Origin of the sequence: Micromonospora foliorum (assembly GCF_022229015.1) — a bacterium.
Taxonomy (GTDB): domain Bacteria; phylum Actinomycetota; class Actinomycetes; order Mycobacteriales; family Micromonosporaceae; genus Micromonospora; species Micromonospora foliorum.
Genome location: NZ_JAKKFF010000232.1, coordinates 13551 through 29289, shown reverse-complemented (window position 1 = coordinate 29289; position 15739 = coordinate 13551). Strand labels below are relative to the sequence as shown.

At 72.0% G+C, this 15739-nt stretch carries 20 protein-coding genes; 14 read left to right on the top strand and 6 right to left on the bottom strand.

Features of this window, described 5'->3' with window-relative positions; all coding sequences use genetic code 11:
• The 3 genes from PSH25_RS17675 to PSH25_RS17665 all read right to left on the bottom strand — a co-directional run.
• Positions 1-1868, bottom strand: a 1868-nt coding sequence (locus PSH25_RS17675; RefSeq protein ID WP_238660126.1) for an amylo-alpha-1,6-glucosidase, incomplete at its 3' end; no start/stop codon positions are given.
• A complete protein-coding gene (locus tag PSH25_RS17670) occupies positions 1865-2245 on the bottom strand; it encodes an SCP2 sterol-binding domain-containing protein (RefSeq protein ID WP_238660125.1) in 381 nt (126 codons plus the stop codon). The genes PSH25_RS17675 and PSH25_RS17670, both read right to left, overlap by 4 nt.
• Positions 2246-2323: 78 nt before the next feature.
• Positions 2324-2686, bottom strand: a complete 363-nt coding sequence (locus PSH25_RS17665; protein WP_238660124.1) for a DsrE family protein — start codon at positions 2684-2686, stop codon at positions 2324-2326.
• A 23-nt stretch (positions 2687-2709) separates the two neighbouring features.
• On the opposite strand from PSH25_RS17665, the gene mtfM reads away from it, so the two are divergent.
• Both mtfM and PSH25_RS17660 read left to right on the top strand, forming a co-directional pair.
• Positions 2710-2814 carry a small membrane protein MtfM gene (gene mtfM / locus PSH25_RS33705; RefSeq protein WP_030327764.1) on the top strand — a complete coding sequence of 35 codons (105 nt, stop codon included), beginning with the start codon at positions 2710-2712 and terminating at the stop codon, positions 2812-2814.
• Positions 2815-2869: 55 nt separating this feature from the next.
• Positions 2870-3457 carry a heme-binding beta-barrel domain-containing protein gene (locus PSH25_RS17660; protein ID WP_238660123.1) on the top strand — a complete coding sequence of 196 codons (588 nt, stop codon included), beginning with the start codon at positions 2870-2872 and terminating at the stop codon, positions 3455-3457.
• 20 nt (positions 3458-3477) lie between these two features.
• On the opposite strand, the gene PSH25_RS17655 is transcribed toward PSH25_RS17660, so the two are convergent.
• Positions 3478-4356: an aminotransferase class IV gene (locus PSH25_RS17655; RefSeq protein WP_238660122.1), complete on the bottom strand. Its 879-nt coding sequence runs from the start codon at positions 4354-4356 to the stop codon at positions 3478-3480.
• 69 nt (positions 4357-4425) lie between these two features.
• Between PSH25_RS17655 and PSH25_RS17650 the strand changes: the two genes are divergently transcribed.
• The 4 genes from PSH25_RS17650 to PSH25_RS17635 all read left to right on the top strand — a co-directional run bounded on the left by PSH25_RS17650 (position 4426) and on the right by PSH25_RS17635 (position 7868).
• Complete coding sequence (locus PSH25_RS17650; RefSeq protein ID WP_238660121.1) at positions 4426-4854, top strand: Fur family transcriptional regulator; 429 nt, start codon at positions 4426-4428, stop codon at positions 4852-4854.
• A complete protein-coding gene (ygfZ, locus tag PSH25_RS17645; RefSeq protein WP_238660120.1) occupies positions 4851-5963 on the top strand; it encodes a CAF17-like 4Fe-4S cluster assembly/insertion protein YgfZ in 1113 nt (370 codons plus the stop codon). Before PSH25_RS17650 ends, ygfZ begins: the two co-directional genes overlap by 4 nt.
• A gap of 23 nt (positions 5964-5986) precedes the next feature.
• The gene (locus PSH25_RS17640; RefSeq protein WP_238660119.1) at positions 5987-6814 is read left to right on the top strand and encodes a beta-keto acid cleavage family enzyme; all 828 of its coding nucleotides are present in this window, start codon (positions 5987-5989) and stop codon (positions 6812-6814) included.
• Positions 6815-6908: 94 nt separating this feature from the next.
• Complete coding sequence (locus PSH25_RS17635; protein WP_238660118.1) at positions 6909-7868, top strand: asparaginase; 960 nt, start codon at positions 6909-6911, stop codon at positions 7866-7868.
• 153 nt (positions 7869-8021) lie between these two features.
• On the opposite strand, the gene PSH25_RS17630 is transcribed toward PSH25_RS17635, so the two are convergent.
• Positions 8022-8819 carry an alpha/beta fold hydrolase gene (locus tag PSH25_RS17630; protein WP_238660117.1) on the bottom strand — a complete coding sequence of 266 codons (798 nt, stop codon included), beginning with the start codon at positions 8817-8819 and terminating at the stop codon, positions 8022-8024.
• Between the two features lie 113 nt (positions 8820-8932).
• Here PSH25_RS17630 and PSH25_RS17625 point away from each other — a divergent pair, with 113 nt between their 5' ends.
• The 6 genes from PSH25_RS17625 to PSH25_RS17600 all read left to right on the top strand — a co-directional run bounded on the left by PSH25_RS17625 (position 8933) and on the right by PSH25_RS17600 (position 13171).
• Positions 8933-9553: a helix-turn-helix domain-containing protein gene (locus PSH25_RS17625; RefSeq protein WP_238660116.1), complete on the top strand. Its 621-nt coding sequence runs from the start codon at positions 8933-8935 to the stop codon at positions 9551-9553.
• Complete coding sequence (locus tag PSH25_RS17620; RefSeq protein ID WP_238660115.1) at positions 9550-10182, top strand: hypothetical protein; 633 nt, start codon at positions 9550-9552, stop codon at positions 10180-10182. Before PSH25_RS17625 ends, PSH25_RS17620 begins: the two co-directional genes overlap by 4 nt.
• A 71-nt stretch (positions 10183-10253) precedes the next feature.
• Entirely contained in the window at positions 10254-10568 is a 315-nt protein-coding gene (locus tag PSH25_RS17615) for a DUF2516 family protein (RefSeq protein WP_030327754.1), read from the top strand.
• On the top strand, positions 10565-11452 hold the full coding sequence (locus PSH25_RS17610) for an alpha/beta fold hydrolase (RefSeq protein WP_238660114.1): 888 nt from the start codon (positions 10565-10567) through the stop codon (positions 11450-11452). Before PSH25_RS17615 ends, PSH25_RS17610 begins: the two co-directional genes overlap by 4 nt.
• A gap of 11 nt (positions 11453-11463) precedes the next feature.
• On the top strand, positions 11464-12201 hold the full coding sequence (locus PSH25_RS17605; protein ID WP_238660113.1) for an alanyl-tRNA editing protein: 738 nt from the start codon (positions 11464-11466) through the stop codon (positions 12199-12201).
• A 55-nt stretch (positions 12202-12256) separates the two neighbouring features.
• Positions 12257-13171 (top strand): SDR family oxidoreductase, encoded by a 915-nt coding sequence (locus PSH25_RS17600; RefSeq protein WP_238660112.1) that lies wholly within the window; start codon positions 12257-12259, stop codon positions 13169-13171.
• Positions 13172-13185: 14 nt separating this feature from the next.
• On the opposite strand, the gene PSH25_RS17595 is transcribed toward PSH25_RS17600, so the two are convergent.
• Positions 13186-14154, bottom strand: coding sequence for a helix-turn-helix transcriptional regulator (locus PSH25_RS17595; protein WP_238660111.1), 969 nt, complete (start codon positions 14152-14154; stop codon positions 13186-13188).
• Between the two features lie 68 nt (positions 14155-14222).
• Here PSH25_RS17595 and PSH25_RS17590 point away from each other — a divergent pair, with 68 nt between their 5' ends.
• Together PSH25_RS17590 and PSH25_RS17585 are read left to right on the top strand one after the other, a co-directional pair.
• Positions 14223-15014, top strand: coding sequence for an EI24 domain-containing protein (locus tag PSH25_RS17590; protein ID WP_238660110.1), 792 nt, complete (start codon positions 14223-14225; stop codon positions 15012-15014).
• Position 15015: 1 nt separating this feature from the next.
• Positions 15016-15528, top strand: a complete 513-nt coding sequence (locus PSH25_RS17585) for an O-acetyl-ADP-ribose deacetylase (protein ID WP_238660109.1) — start codon at positions 15016-15018, stop codon at positions 15526-15528.
• The last annotated feature ends 211 nt before the right edge of the window (positions 15529-15739 follow it).

Sequence of the window (15739 nt, the reverse complement as noted above, 5' to 3'; positions counted from 1 at the left end):
GTCGACCAGGCCTGCGGGCTGCACGCGGTCGGGTACTCCACCGGGTAGTCGGTGAGGTCCCGGGCGTAGCCGGCGAACGCCTCCGGCAGCCGCCCCTCGAAGTACCGGGACGCCGCCAGCATCGTGTCGCAGAGCAACCCGGCCTCCTTCCGGAAGCCGTACCGCCACAACCCCCAGGCAATGATCGAGTTGTCGAACGGCCAGACCGTGCCCACGTGGTAGCCGATCGGGTTGTACCGTCCCTCGTCCACGGCGAGCGTCCGCACCCCCCAGCCGGAGAACAGGCGTGGACCGAGCAGGTGCTCGACCACCTTGCTGGCGCGCGACTCGTCCACGATGCCGCTCCACAGCAGGTGCCCGATGTTCGAGGTCAGCGCGTCCACCTGCCGACCGTCGGCGTCCAGCGCGAGCGCGTAGTGCTCCCGGTCGGGGATCCAGAAGTCGCGGTCGAACCGCCGTTTGAGGTCGGCGGCCTGCCGCTCCAACTCGTCGGCGAACTCCGGGTCGTCCCAGAACGTCCGGGCCAGCCGGGCGGCCCGGAGCTTCGCGTCGTACGCGTAGCCCTGCAACTCGCAGGTGGCCCGGGGAAAGTCGGGCAGTTGGCCGTCGGCGTACGAGATGGCGTCCCAGGAGTCCTTCCAACACTGGTTCTGCAGACCGGTCTCCGGGTTGCGGGTCTGGTACCAGAGGTAGCCGGTGCCGAGCAGGTCTCCGTAGGTGTCGATCCACTCCAACGCAGCGCGGACCTGCGGCTCCAGCCGGCGGACGAGCGCGGCGTCACCGGTCCACCGCTCGTACTCGTCGATCAGGATGATGAACAGGGGCGTCGAGTCGGCCGACCCGTAGTACGGCGAGTGCGGCTGCTCCTCGAAGCCGGCGGTCTCGCCGTACCGCAGCTCGTGCAGGATCTTGCCGGGTTCCTCGTCCCGGAAGTCGTCCACCCGCTGCCCCTGCAGTCCGGCCAGCATCAGGATGGTCGGCGGGACCAGCTCCGGCAGGAACGGCAACACCTGCAACGAGGTGATGATGCTGTCCCGGCCGAACAGGGTCATGAACCAGGGGAGCCCCGCGGCGATCAGCCGCACGCCCAGGGCGATCGACTCGTAGCGCAGTGCGGCCAGGTCGTTGAGGCTGCGCCGGTACGCCCCGGCCAGCGGCTCGCAGTCGCAGCCGAGCTTCGGCGCCCGGTCGATCAGCTCCTGCTGCTCGGCGCGGATGGCGTCCGCGCTGCGGCTGCCGCCGTACGGCAGGGTGGCCCGGATGTCCTCGCCACGGGCTCCGTAGACGACGCTTGACACGTGCAACCGGGTGGTCCACCTGCCGTTGCGGGCTATCCGGATCCGGAAGGTCATCCCGGTCTCGTCGACCTCGGCCGGCGCGGTGGTGCTGACCACCATCTCCCGGTGGAACGCCTCCCGCCGGTAGGTCAGCCGCAGCTCGTTCTCGGCGACGGTGACGGTGGTCCGGCCCCGCTTCTGCCGAGAGTTCTTGATCTCGAACAGATCGGCGAAGTCGGCCCCGATCTCGATCCGGACGGTGCACTCGACCTCCGCGCCGAGGTGGTTCAGCACGGTCAGCTCCTCCTCGAAGCTGCCCACGATCGCCCGGCTGCGGATCACCGACGCCTTGGCGTCCAGATAGTGGGTGGGTTCGCCGGGGGCGAGGAAGAACTTGGTGCGGTACGACTCGGCGTCGTCGACGGAGAGGGCGTGCAGCCGTTTGCCGTCCAGGGTGAGCACCCACGTGGACAGGAAGCGGGTGTCGAAGGAGAACAGCCCGGTGGGGAAGTCGTAGGACGGTTCGATGTCCCCACGCCGGTCGCTGACCAGGAAGGTGTTGCCGTCCAGAATGCTGACGAGGTCCTTCACCTGAGTCGCCCGGCTGCTCGACGGGCCGTTTCGCGGGGGTCGCGGGTGCCGGGCGGGTTCGGGAAGAATCGGCGGAACGCGAGGAAGAGCACCACGTTCCCGCTGAACGTGCTCTCGTTGCGCAGCACCGCCGCGACCCCCTGGGCCTCGCCGGTGATCAGTCGGTCGAAGAGGGCTGCGCTGCTGTACCAGATGGCGTCGGCCGGGCCCCGCCCACGGCTGACCTCGACGAAGCCGGGGCGCATCCGGACCAGCCAGTGTTCGGTCCGGTGGTCGTCACCGAGGTCGATCTGGAGGGTGCCGTCGGCCAGGCCGCCCAGGACGTCGCGGGCGCGCGACGGCAGTGCTTCGAAGAACCTCTCCGCCGCCTCGGTCACATCCGAATCGTAGGCAGCCGTCCGAGATGTCGGGTCGGTATCGGTACTCCGCCCGGATCGACCCACCGCCTCGTGCGGTCAGTAGACGAGTGCCTGCGCGCCCTCGGCCAACGCCTCCTCGACGAAGACCGCGGCACCGGCGATCCGTACCCCGGGGAGTACGTCGTCCGGGCCGATGTCCCGTCGAGCCGCGCACTGCGTGCAGGCGGTCACCCGGCCGCTGGTGAGGATGACGTGCAGCAACTCGGCCAGGGGTGCGGAGTGCGGCAGGTCGAACTGCTGGGCGCGACCGGGCAGCGCGAACCAGGTCGACTCACCGGTCAGCCAGAGCGAGACGTCCACCCCGGCCGCCACCGCCGTCGCGGCGACGGTGAATGCCTGCGCGCACCGCTCCGGGGCGTCCGCCCCTGCGGTGACCTTGACGACGAGAGAGCGGGCCATGGGCCCAGCATAGGATGGCCGGGATGGTTACCGAGATCGGGTTTGTCAGCCTGCTGGTCGCTGGCCTGGGCGGGCTCGCCGGTGGCCTGGTCTACCTTGCCGTACGCATTTCGAGAGGACGCTGGTGAGCGCGAGGAGTGAGCCGGGCCTGCGAGCCCCGCAGTCGCGAACGAAGGTGGCCCTGTGAGCGAGAACCCGCTGCAGCCGCCGTGGCTGAACGCGCCGCCGGTCGAGGAGTACCCGTTCGAGGAGAGTCACGACCTGCGGGTCGGGCCGAAGCTGCACCCCGCGTTGGACGCCCTGCTGCCGTACATCGGTCTGTGGCGTGGTCGGGGCAAGGGCGGCTTCCCCACCATCGAGGATTTCGACTACGCGCAGGAGATCCGGATCAGCCACGACGGCCGACCGTTCCTGCACTACGAGTCGCGTGCCTGGATCCTCGACGAGCAGAGCAAGCCGGTCCGTCCGGCCGGTCGTGAGGTCGGCTGGTGGCGGCCGGTGCTGGTGGATGGGCGGGCGACCGACGAGTTGGAGGCGCTGCTGACCACCCCGACCGGGGTGATGGAGCTGCACCTGGGCAAGCGCACCGGCACGCAGGTCGAGTTCGCCACCGACGCGGTGATCCGGACTCCGACCGCCAAGGAGGTCACCGGCGGGCACCGGCTCTTCGGGATCGTCGAGGGTGCGCTGCTCTACGCCCAGGAGATGGCCGCCATGGGGCACGGGCTCAGCCCGCACCTGTCGGCCCGACTCGTCCGGGTCGGCGGCTGACCTCGACGGTCGGCGGCCGACTAGACGGGGAAACCCAGCAGGGCCTGTAGGGCGGGGGTACGCGGGCAGCGAGCCCGACGTACCCCGTCCAGCGTGTGGACCTCGGCGGGCCCGCGCAGCGACGACGTGAACCACACGCCGTCCGCCGCGTGCAGCTCGGCGGTGGTGACCATCCGCTCGGCGGCGCTCAGGCCCAGCTCGGCCGCGTGGGCGAGCAGCCAGGCCGCGGTGGTGCCGGCGAGGATGCCGGTGGTGGCGGCCGGCACCGTGCAGAGGGTGTCGTCGGTGAGCCACACCACATTTGCGGTGGGGCCCTCCAGCGCGTACCCGTCGGAGGAGATCCAGAGCACGTCGTCCACGCCGGCCCGGCGGGCCCAGCGGCGGGCGGCGCTGTTGACCGCGTACGACGTGGACTTGATACCGGCCGGCAACCAGCTCAGCCCGTTCCGGGCGGCGGCGGGCAGCCCCAGCGGCAGGGTGGCCACCGTGATTCCGTCCCGCCGGGCGGCCCGGGCGGGCGCCGGCACCTCGGCCAGCGTGGCGTAGACCGTGGGCGGGCCACCGGCCTCCGGGCCTCGGGTGCAGACCAGCCGAAGAGCGCCCTCCACCGGCGCTGGCCAGCCGGTTCGTACCTCGTCCAACAGGTCGATCAGTGCGGCGGTGGGGGGCAGGACCAGCTCGACGGCGGCGGCCGCGGTGGTCAGGCGGGCCAGGTGTTCGTCGCGCAGCCACGGCTCGCCGTCGCGCAGGTGCATGGTCTCGAAGAGGCCGTCACCGTGCAGCACCCCGAGGTCGTCGCCGCGGAGCACCGGGTCGCCGGGCGGCACCGGGCCGCGACCCAGGACGGCGATCCGCGCGGTCGGCTCGGCCGCGACCTTCCCGACGGACGACCCCACCATGACCGTCGAGCCTAGCGGGGATCGATCGCGGTGCGGAGAACAGCCTGGTGGCCGAACTATGATCGGACGGTGTCCGAATCCTCCCTCGCGGAAATGCTGCGGGCCCGTGGGCTGCGGCTGACGCCCCAGCGGCAGCTCGTCCTCCAGGCGGTGCTCGATCTGGGCCACGCCACCCCGGAGCAGGTGCACACCGCGGTCCGGGAGGTAGCCGCCGGCGTCAACATCACCACCATCTACCGCACGCTTGAGCTGCTGGAACGGCTCGGCCTGGTCACCCACACGCACCTGTCGCACGGCTCACCGACCTATCACGCCGCCGGTGAACACCAACACGTCCATCTGGTCTGCCGGGAGTGTGGCGCGATCGACGAGATCGATCCGGAGCTGCTCCGTCCCCTCGCCGACCAGTTGGCCGCGCAGCGCGGGTTCCGGGTGGACATCGGGCACGTGTCACTCTTCGGCGTCTGCGTACGCTGCGAGAACGGGGACGAAAAATGATCGACATCGCGGGTGCGGTGGCCGTCGAGAGCATCGACGAGGCCAGCCGTGACCAGCCCGATCCGGCGCACGTCGCGGCCGGCGTGCGGGGGGTGGCCGCGCACTACGGCGATCCGCTGCGTGAGCAGCGCACCCTCGACACCGAGGTCGGTCTGGTCGACCGGTCGCATCGAGGGGTCATCGCGGTGCCCGGGGAGGAACGGGCCGGCTGGCTGCACACGATCACCTCGCAGCACCTGACCGCGCTCTCCGCGGGCGAGGGCACCGAGTTGCTGGTGCTGTCGCCGCACGGCCACATCGAGCAGCACGCCATGGTCGCCGAGGACGGCGAGACCGCCTGGCTGGACACCGATCCCGGTGCGACCCAGGGCCTGCTGACCTACCTGGAGAAGATGCGGTTCTTCAGCAAGGTCGAACCACGCGACGCGACGGCCGAACGCGCACTGTTGTCGCTGGTCGGGCCGGCGGCCATGGAGGCGCTCGGCACGCTCGGCGTGACCGGGCTCGCCGCACCGGACGTGGTCGCGGTGCCGGGTCCGAAGTTCGCGCACGGCGCCGTGCCACCCCGGGCGAGCGTTCGGTACGACGTACGACCGCTGCCGACCGGCGGCTGGGCCCGACGTGGTCCGCTCGGGGTGGACCTGCTGGTGCCCCGGTCGGCGATGGACCAGGTGGTGGCGGAGCTGCGCGGCGCCGGCGTGCCGGTCGCCGGGCTGTGGGCGTACGAGGCGATCCGGGTGGCCGCCCGGCAGGCCCGGGTCGGGGTGGACACCGACCACCGGACCATTCCGGCCGAGGTCGACCTGATCGCCCCGGCGGTGCATCTGGACAAGGGTTGCTACCGGGGGCAGGAGACGGTGGCCCGGGTGCACAACATGGGTCGGCCGCCGCGTCGCCTCGTACTGCTGCATCTGGACGGGGTGACCACCGATCAGCCCCCGGTGGCCGGTACGCCGGTGACCCTCGACGGCCGGGCGGTCGGCTTCGTCGGCACCGCCGTGCTGCACCACGAGCTGGGCCAGGTCGCTCTCGCGGTGCTGAAGCGCAACGTCCCGGACGACGCCGCGTTGCTGATCGGCGAGACCGCGGCGGCGATCGACCCGTCCTGAGCGGGCCGTCTAGGATCGCCGGCATGACGACAGGGACGTTGATCACGGTGGCCCCGACCGGCGCTGAGTCGGCCAAGGCGGAGGTGCCGGCGCTGCCGGTGACCCTCGACGAGTTGCTGCTCACCGCCAAGGAGTGCGAGGCGCTCGGCGCCGCCGTGATCCACGTCCACATCCGCGACGACGAGGCCCGGCCGACGCTCGACCCGGTGCGACTGGCCGACACGGTGGCGGCGCTGCGGGACAGCACCGACCTGATCGTGCAGCTCTCCTCCGGCGGCGCGGTGACCGACCCGGAGGCCGCCCGGCTCGCCGTGCTCGACGCCCGCCCGGACATGGCCTCCTGCACCATGGGCACGGTCAACTTCGGCGACGACGTCTTCCTCAACCGCTGGGAGTTCATCGTCGACCTGCACACCCGGATGCAGGAACGCGGGATCGTGCCGGAGTACGAGATCTTCGACCTCGGCCACCTGTCCGCGTTGCAGCGGTTGCTCGGCAAGTACGGGCTGCCGGCCGGCGGGCACGTGCACGTCGACTTCGTGATGGGGGTGCCGGGCGGCATGCCGGGCACCACCGAGACCCTCGTCGCGGCGCACCGGATGCTGCGGGACCTGCCCGAGGGCACCACCTTCTCGGCCACCGGCGTCGGCCGGAGCACCATCGCGGTGCTGCTGGCCTCGCTGTCGGCCGGCGGCCACCTGCGGGTCGGCATGGAGGACACCGTGACGTACGCGAAGGGCCGCCCGGTGGAGTCCAACATGCAGTTGGTCGCCCGCGCGGTGGGTTTCGCCCAGCTCGCCCAGCGCCCGCCGCTGACCACCACCGAGGCCCGCGAGTTGCTCGGGCTGTAAGGCCGGGTCTGTCCCGCGCCCCTGTCACCCGGGCGGTGGACCTCCTGGTCACCCCGCCGCCGGGCACCCCCGGACCGTCGGTACCGTCCAGCGCGTGACGAAGACGTACGAGGGCGGCGCGCCGCTCGCCGAGGTGGTCCGGTCCGGGTTCGTGGAGGGCGCGCACCGCGGCTCGGTGGTGGTCCTCGACGCCGCCGGTGTCGCGGTGGCGTCCGCCGGGGACGTGACCTCGCCGATCTTCCCCCGCTCGGCCAGCAAGCCGATGCAGGCGATCGGGATGCTGCGGGCCGGCCTGGCCCTGACCGACCCGGCCGACGTGGCGCTGATCTCGGCGAGCCACGCGGGTGAGGAGTTCCACCTGGCCCGGGTCGGTGCGCTGCTGGAGCGCGCCGGGCTGGACGAGTCGGCGCTGCACTGCCCGCCCGACCTGCCGGTGGGCGCGGCGGCCCGGGAGGCGGTGCTGCGCGCCGGTGGTGGCCCGAGCCGGGTGCAGATGAACTGCTCCGGCAAGCACAGCGGGATGCTGCTGACCTGCGAGGCCGCCGGTTGGTCGCGGGAGGGCTACTGGCGGCCGGAGCACCCGCTGCAGCAGCGGTTGCGGGCCGCCATCGAGGAGTTCACCGGCGAGCAGGCGGCGGCGGTGGGTGTCGACGGCTGCGGTGCCCCGGTGCTCGCGGTGTCGCTGACCGGCCTGGCCGGGGCGTACCTCCGACTGGTCGACGCCGAGCCCGGCTCGGTGCCACGGACGGTGGCCGACGCGATGCGGTCGTACCCGGAGATCGTGGGCGGCACCCAGGCCGACGACACCCGGCTGATGCGGGGCGTCCCGGGGCTGCTGGCCAAGGTCGGCGCCGAGGGCGTGATCGCCGTGGCGCTGCCGGGCGTCGGCGCCGTCGCACTCAAGGTCGACGACGGCGCCGACCGGGCTCGGATGCCGGTACTGGTCTCCGCGCTGCGCCGGCTCGGCGTGGACGCCCCGGTGCTGACCGAGTACGCGGAGGTGCCGCTCTTCGGCGGCGGGGTCCCGGTCGGGGCGGTCCGCCCGCTCTGGTGACACCACCGGCCCAGCTGTTTGACGCGGCCCGGCTGCTTGGCGCGGCCCGGCTGCTTGGCGCGGCGGCCAACTCCGGATCGAGCGCTATACCTCACGGGCATAAATATGACTCTGAGGTATAGCGCTCGTCGCGGCGTCAGCCCTGTCGCACCGTCAGCACAGGAAGTCGAGCAGCGCGGCGTTGACCGGCTCCGGTCGCTCCAGCGGCAGCAGGTGCGCGGCGTCCGGCACGTCGGGCAGTCGTACCGCGCCGGGCACCTCGGCGGCGATCCGGTCCGCGAGCCGACTGATGTCCGGCACGTCCGCGGCACCGGCGGTGACCAGGACGGGGATCTTCAGCTCGCCGAGACGGCCGATCGCCGGTGGCGTCAGCTCGCCCACCTCGACGGCGCCGAGCGCCAGCTCGGCGGCGAGGGCGCGCTGGTCCATCTCCTGCGCGAACGCGAGCAATTCCGGGTCGACGTCCTTCGGCTGGCGTCCCGGGCCGACCACCCAGAACCGCACCTCACCGGCCGCGCCGGCGACGAAGTCGTCCGGGTCGACCTCTCCGACCAGGTCGTCCCAGAGGTCGTTCGCCTCGTCGGACCACTCGTTGCCGGAGACCGCCGTGTCGAACAGCGCGAGCGCGCTCACCCGGTCGGGGTGGGCCAGCGCGGTGTCGATGGCGACCGCCCCGCCGAAGGAGCAGCCGACCAGGGCGGCCCGGGGCAGGTCGAGCGCGTCCAGCAGTCCGGCCACGTCGTCGTGGTGCGTGAACGGGGCCGGGGGGAGTTCCGAGTCGCCGTAGCCGCGCAGGTCCGGGACGATCACCCGGTGCCGGGCGGCGAGCGCGGACACCTGCCCCCGCCACATCCGCCGGTCGGCGATTCCGGCGTGCAGCAGGACGACGGGCGTACCCGTGCCGGCCTCGTCGTACGCGATGCTTGCTCCATTGACTGTGATCTTGTGCACGGACGGACCGTACGGATCGACCGGGGCGACGTGCAAACGGGATGCTGAGACCTTGCTAACTATGGCTAGCGTTTTGCTTGCAAGAGCTAGCGCGGGCGGTTAGCGTCGCTGCCATGGCCACACCCAAGGACCTTCCCGACGTCGGCGGGTTCATCCGCGATCTGCGGCGCAACGCCAAGATCTCGCTACGGCAGCTCGCCGAGCAGGCGGGGGTCAGCAACCCGTACCTCAGCCAGATCGAGCGCGGCCTGCGCAAACCCAGCGCCGAGGTGCTCCAGCAACTGGCGAGCGCGCTGCGGGTCTCCACGCCGGCGATGTACCTGCGCGCCGGTCTGTTGGACGACAAGGAAGGCCACGGGGTGCTCGCCGCCATCGCCGTGGACGCCGACCTGACGATGGCGCAGAAGCAGTCACTCAGTCAGATCTACGAGACGTTCCGCCGGGAGAACACCCGGCTGGCCGAGGCCCAGGCCGAAGCCGAGGCGGCTCAGGCCGACCAGCCCGCCGACCAGCCCGCCGACCAGCCCGCTGGCCCGGCCGTCAGCCAGCCGACCAGCCAGGCCGCCGACCTGGCCAATGTGGCCGCCACCGGCCCCACCACCGTGGGCGGCACTCCGACCGAGGCCGTGCTCGAGTCGGTCGCCGTCACCGAGGCGGGCACCGCCCCCGCCCCGGGCAGCACCAACATCCCCCAGAAGAAGGCCGCCCAGGCGGCCGAAGAGGAGACGTCATGAGCGAGCCGAAGACCAACCGCATCCCCGCCCCGATCTACGCCGCAGCCGGCGCCGGTGAGCTGGCCATCGAGCAGCTGCGCAAGCTGCCGGCCGTGGTCGGCGTCCTCAGCACCCGGGTCGTCGCGGACCTGGGTGGCCGGGCCGTGCTGACCGGCTTCGAGCTGAAGCAGAAGGCCACCGAGACGCTGCGCACCGCCAACGAGACCGCCGACCTGGCGAAGCTGCGCGAGGTGGCCGACATCGACAAGCTGCGCGCCGCCGCGACCCGCAACGCCGCCCTGGTGGTCGCGAGCGCCCAGGTCGCCCAGGAGCGCGCGTTCGCCGCGTACGGCGCGCTTGTCGCCCGGGGCGAGCGGGTCGTCGGTGCCGGCGTGCTGGAGGCCGCCGAGACGGTCAACGCCGACATCGAGGCCACCGAGGCCGTGACGCCGGCCACCACTGCGGCTGCCACCACCGCCCCGGCCGCCCCCGTCGACGCGCCGACCCCGGCCGACGTGGCCGAGATCGCCGAGGCCAAGCCGGCTGCGGTCAAGAAGGTTGCCCGCGCGCCGAAGGCCGCCAAGCAGCCCGAGACCCCGTCGGCGAAGCTCCCCCGGGCCACCAAGCGGACCCGTCCGGCCGCCGAGTAGCTCGTCCTGTCCGCGACCCCGGCGGCGTCCTTGTCGGACGTAGCCGGGGTCGTGGACATAAACTTGCCGACATGGCCAACGCCGCGCCGATCTTCGCGTTCGAAGTCCGTTACGTGATCGAGCTGATTCTGCTCGTCTTCGCGCTGATCATCCAGGGTGTCGCGCTGGTGCACGCCGTCACGCAGCGCTCCGACGCCTTCCCCGCCATCGGGACGCTGCCCAAGGGCGGCTGGATCGCCATCCTGGCGGTCTGCCTCGTGCTCACCCTGCTCGGCTTCGGTCCGATCAGCCTCTTCGGACTGATCGGCATCGCCGCCGCGCTCATCTACCTGCTCGACGTCCGGGTCGGTCTGCGCGACCTGAGCGACGGCAAAGGGTTCTGGTGAGAGGTTTTCGCTGGCCGCCCCCACCCGACAGCGGGCCCCGCACCTGGGGGCCCGGGCCGGGTGGGCCGCGTACCGGCCGGCCGGCGCTGCCGGAGCCGGAGACCGAGCTGGTCACCACCCCACACGGCGTACGGCTGGAGCGGCTGGTCACCGGCACCGGTGATCCGGTCACCGTGTTCGCACACGGGCTCGGTCAGGGCATCGCCACCACCCGCCCGTTCGGCAGTGGGGTGAACGGCCGCAAGGTGTTCTTCCAGTTCCGCGGGCACGGCCGTTCCGAAGCGCCGGACGGGCCGTGGGACTACCTGGACCTGGCCCGGGATCTGCGGGCGATCGCCGACCTCGGGGGCGCCAGCCGGGCGTTCGGCGCGAGCCTCGGCGCGGGTGCGCTCTGCCGACTCCTCGCGGAGAGCCCGGAGCGTTTCGACAGGCTGGTCTTCTTCCTGCCGGCGGTCCTCGACGAGCCACGCGGGCCGACCGCCCGGGAACGCGTCACCGACCTGCTGGAGGCGGTGGAGAGCGGGGACGCCTCGGCGGTCGCCGACATCGTCACGCTGGAGTTGCCGTCGGCGGTGCGCAACACCCCGGCCGGCTGGGCCTATCTGCGGCAACGGCTCGACCAACTGCTCCGCGACGGTCTGGCCGACGGTCTGGCCACGCTCACCGACCAGACACCGCTGCGCCAGATCGGTGACCTGACGGCGGTCACCGCCCCGGCGTTGGTGATCGGTTGCGCGGGCGACGACCTGCACCCGGTCGAGGTCGCCGAGCGGCTCGCCGTCGCGCTGCCCCAGGCCACCCTGCACGTGTACGACCGGCCCGGCGTGCTGTGGTCGGAACGCGCCGATCTGCGGGACCGCATCTCCGGCTTCCTGAACGAGTAACCTGCCCTGTCATGGGCGTCACACAGCATGGCCGGACGCACCGGCTGGACCTTGCCGACCCGACCCTGCGCGAGTGGACGTGCACGGTCCTGCACGCCGACGCGGAGCAGGGCATCGTGCTGGACCGTTCGGCGTTCTACCCGGGCGGCGGTGGTCAGCCACCCGACCACGGGGTGCTGCTCTGGCAGGGCGTGCAGACCCGGATCGTCGGCACCCGCAAGGGCGACGACCCGTACCTGATCCCCGCCGAGGGTGACCCGCTGCCGCCGGTCGGCACCGAGGTCGTCGGCGCGGTGGAGGACGAGCGCCGCACCCGGCTGATGCGTACCCACTCCGGCCTGCACGTGCTCTGCGGTGTGGTGTTCCGGGACTTCGGCGCGCTCGTGACAGGAAACTCGATGGAGCCGGGCGAGGCTCGGATGGACTTCAACCTCCCCGAGGTGCCCCCGGACTTCAAGAGCCGCATCGAGGAGCTGGTCAACGCCGAGGTGGCCGCCGACCGCTCGGTCGCCACCCGGGTGCTGCCGCGCACCGAGGCGCTGGCCCTGCCCGACATCATCCGCACCCAGTCCAACCTCATCCCGCCGGACGAGCAGGAGGTCCGGATCGTCGACATCGTCGGGCTGGACGTGCAGGCCGACGGCGGCACCCACGTCGCCTCCACCGCCCAGATCGGCAAGGTGCAGGTGGTCAAGGTGGAGAGCAAGGGCCGGGCCAACCGCCGGGTCCGGGTCCGGCTGGTGGACTAGATCGAGTAACGAATTCGGACGTCGGTTGTCAGGTATCCCTGACAACGTCGCAGGCATGACACAACCGCTCACAGGAAAGATCGCGCTCGTCGCCGGTGCCACCCGTGGCGCCGGGCGGCAGATCGCCGTTCAGCTCGGCGCGGCAGGTGCCACGGTCTACGCCACCGGTCGCAGCACCCGGGCCGGCCGCTCCGAAATGGGCCGACCGGAGACCATCGAGGAGACCGCCGAGCTGGTCACCGCGGCCGGCGGCACCGGCATCGCCGTCCAGGTCGACCACCTGGTGCCCGAGCAGGTCCGCGACCTGGTCGCCCGGATCGACGCCGAGCAGGGGCAACTCGACGTGCTGGTGAACGACATCTGGGGCGGCGACCCGCTGGTCACCTGGAACAAGCCGGTCTGGGAGCAGCCGCTCGACGCCGGCTTCCGTACCCTGCGACTGGCCGTCGACACGCACATCATCACCAGCCACTTCGCCCTGCCGCTGCTGATCCGTAAGCCCGGCGGGCTGGTGGTGGAGATGGGCGACGGCACCAAGGCGTACAACGACGAGAACTACCGGCTGTCGGTCTTCTACGACCTGGCCAAGGTCTCGGTCAACCGGCTCGCCTTCAGCCAGGCGCACGAGCTGAAGCCGCACGGCTGCACGGCCGTCGCGCTCACCCCCGGTTGGATCCGCTCCGAGGCGATGCTTGAGCACTTCGGTGTGACCGAGGAGAACTGGCGCGACGGCGCCGCCACCGACCCGAACTTCCTCATCTCGGAGACCCCGGCCTTTGTCGGTCGGGCGGTGGCCGCGCTCGCCGCCGACGAGGAGAAGGCCCGCTGGAGCGGCACATCCGTCGACGCCGGCACGCTGTCCAAGGTGTACGGGTTCACCGACCTGGACGGCAGCCAACCCGAGGGCTTCCGCTACATCACCGAGGTGGTCGACGCGGGCAAACCGGCGGACGTGACCGGCTACCGGTAGACCGGCAGAACCGGCTACCGGTAGAGCGCGGCGAGCCGGTCGGCGCTCTCCGCGAACAACTGCCGCAGCTCGGGTGGGCCGAGGACCTCCACCTCGGGGCCGAGCCCCAGCAGTTGGTGGTACGCCACCTGGACCGACTCGACGGGCAGCCGGGCCACCACCCAGCCCTGCCCGTCGGGCTGGCTGGCGGCGGCGAGCAGCTCGTCGTACACGAAGGGGGCATCGACCAGGTGCCGGAGCTGGCGCAGGCCGGCGGGGCTCAGCCGGACGGCGACCTCGGCCCGCAGCATGGTCCGCAGGAACGACCCGCCCTGCTCGCGCCAGTGCCCGGCCAGGTCGAAGCCCTCGTCGCGGTCGAAGTGCTCGTCGCCCACCTCGACCCCGGTGACCCGGTCCACCCGGTAGGTGCGCACATCGTCGCCGACGCGGCCGACCAAGTACCAGATCCCGCTCTTGAGCACCAGGCCGTACGGCTGGACCCGGCGGGTCACCTCCCGGTCGCCGCGCCGGTAGCGCAGCTCCACCACCCGATCTGCCCAGACCGCCCGCGCCAGCTCGGGCAACCAGAGCGGTGGCCCGGTCTCCCGGAACCAGCCCGGCACGTCCAGGTGGAACCGCTGCCCGGCACGGGCCGGCGCGTCGCGCAGGGCGGGTGGCAGCGCGGCGAGCACCTTCAGCTCGGCGGACGCGACCGCGTCGGCGAGCCCCATCTCGCCGGCCGGCCCGGGCAGCCCGGCGAGGAAGAGCGCCTCCGCCTCGTCCCGGGTCAGCCCGGTCAGTCGGGTGCGGTACCCGCCGAGCAGGCGGTAACCGCCGGCCCGCCCCCGGTCGGCGTAGACCGGCACGCCCGCCGCGGAGAGCGCCAGGACGTCCCGGTAGACGGTCCGCTCGGAGACCTCCAGTTCCCGTGCCAGCTCGCTCGCGGTCATCGACCCGCGCGCCTGCAACAGCAACAGCAACGAGATCAGTCGGGAGGCACGCACCCGCCCATCCTGCCCGGTGCCGCTCACCGTCCGGCGGATTCGATCAACGCTGGTTAGGCTGCTGGATCGTGGATGCCAGCAGAATCGCCAGCCCGGTGACCGGGGTCGTCGGACGTTTCCTCGCCGGGGCGGGGCTGCTCCTGCGCGGGTTGGGCCTCTACGTCCGCAGCCCCGGGTTGGTGCTGCTCGGCATCGTGCCGGCGCTGATCTCCGGCGTGCTCTTCCTGGCCGCCCTCGCCGCCCTGGTGTACTTCGTGGACGACCTCGCCGCGCTTGTCACCCCGTTCGCCGACGACTGGTCGAGCACCGGCCGCAGCCTGGTCCGGGTGATCGCCGGCCTGGCCTTCCTGGGGTTCGGCGGCCTGCTCGGCGTGCTCACCTTCACCGCGGTCACCCTGGTCATCGGCGACCCGTTCTACGAGAAAATCTCCGAGCAGGTCGAGAAGCGGTACGGCGGCACGCCGGGTGCGGTGGACGTGCCCTTCTGGTCGTCGCTGCGCCGCAGCCTCGCCGACTCGGTACGCCTGGTGGCGCTCACGGCGCTGGTCGGCATTCCGCTCTTCCTCGCCGGCTTCATCCCGGTGGTCGGCCAGACGGTCGTCCCGGTCATCGGGGCTGCGGTCGGCGGCTGGTTCCTCGCCGTGGAGCTGGTCGGCGCGCCGTTCTACCGACGCGGGATGCGGCTGCCGCAGCGCCGGACGATCCTGAAGGCCGACCGACCCACCGCGCTCGGCTTCGGGGTGGCCGTCTTCCTCTGCTTCCTGATCCCGCTCGGCGCCGTACTGATCATGCCGGCCGCGGTCGCCGGTGCCACTCTGCTGGCCCGCCGCTCGATGGGCCAGTCGATCGAGGAGAGCTGACATGGAGATCGCCCTGGTCGAGGGGGACATCACCGCCCAGCGCGTGGACGCCATCGTGAACGCCGCGAACTCGTCCCTGCTCGGTGGTGGCGGGGTCGACGGCGCCATCCACCGGCGCGGCGGGCCGGCGATCCTGGCTGAGTGCCGGGCGCTGCGGGCGTCCCACTACGGCAAGGGCCTGCCCACCGGCAAGGCGGTGGCGACCACGGCCGGGGAGCTACCGGCCCGCTGGGTGATCCACGCCGTCGGGCCGGTCTGGTCGGCCACCGAGGACCGGTCGGGGCTGCTGCGCCACTGCTACGCCAACAGCCTCGCCGTGGCCGACGAGCTGGGCGCTGGCACGGTGGCCTTCCCGCTGATCTCCGCCGGCATCTACGGCTGGCCGGTCGACGACGCGGTCGGTCAGGCGCTGGCGGTGCTGCGCGCGGCCACCCCGGCCACCGTCACCGAGGCTCGCCTGGTCCTCTTCGGCGCCGACACGCATGCCACCGCACGCCAGGTGTTCGAGAAGTAACCCTCCCCGTGATCACTTGATGCTGAGTAGCTCAACCCCGGCGCTGCCTCGTTGATCATGGAGTCGTGGTGGGTGACAAAACGCCCTTGTTGCACCAAGGCAGGCACCACAACTCCATGATCAACGAGGTTGAGCCGCACCTTTCCGCGATCTTGCACTTTCTGTCGCGGCATAGGGGGCATTCCGCGCATCTCAGCCACCGAAATCGCAA

Bases quoted from the DNA above. Each gene is read 5' to 3' on its own strand.
- PSH25_RS17605 (WP_238660113.1), top strand. From the start codon at position 11,464: ATGGGCGTCACACAGCATGGCCGGACGCACCGGCTGGACCTTGCCGAC.
- ygfZ (WP_238660120.1), top strand. From the start codon at position 4,851: ATGATCGACATCGCGGGTGCGGTGGCCGTCGAGAGCATCGACGAGGCC.
- PSH25_RS17620 (WP_238660115.1), top strand. From the start codon at position 9,550: ATGAGCGAGCCGAAGACCAACCGCATCCCCGCCCCGATCTACGCCGCA.
- mtfM (WP_030327764.1), top strand. From the start codon at position 2,710: ATGGTTACCGAGATCGGGTTTGTCAGCCTGCTGGTCGCTGGCCTGGGC.
- PSH25_RS17665 (WP_238660124.1), bottom strand. From the start codon at position 2,686: ATGGCCCGCTCTCTCGTCGTCAAGGTCACCGCAGGGGCGGACGCCCCG.
- PSH25_RS17600 (WP_238660112.1), top strand. From the start codon at position 12,257: ATGACACAACCGCTCACAGGAAAGATCGCGCTCGTCGCCGGTGCCACC.
- PSH25_RS17615 (WP_030327754.1), top strand. From the start codon at position 10,254: ATGGCCAACGCCGCGCCGATCTTCGCGTTCGAAGTCCGTTACGTGATC.
- PSH25_RS17640 (WP_238660119.1), top strand. From the start codon at position 5,987: ATGACGACAGGGACGTTGATCACGGTGGCCCCGACCGGCGCTGAGTCG.
- PSH25_RS17585 (WP_238660109.1), top strand. From the start codon at position 15,016: ATGGAGATCGCCCTGGTCGAGGGGGACATCACCGCCCAGCGCGTGGAC.
- PSH25_RS17625 (WP_238660116.1), top strand. From the start codon at position 8,933: ATGGCCACACCCAAGGACCTTCCCGACGTCGGCGGGTTCATCCGCGAT.
- PSH25_RS17655 (WP_238660122.1), bottom strand. From the start codon at position 4,356: ATGGTGGGGTCGTCCGTCGGGAAGGTCGCGGCCGAGCCGACCGCGCGG.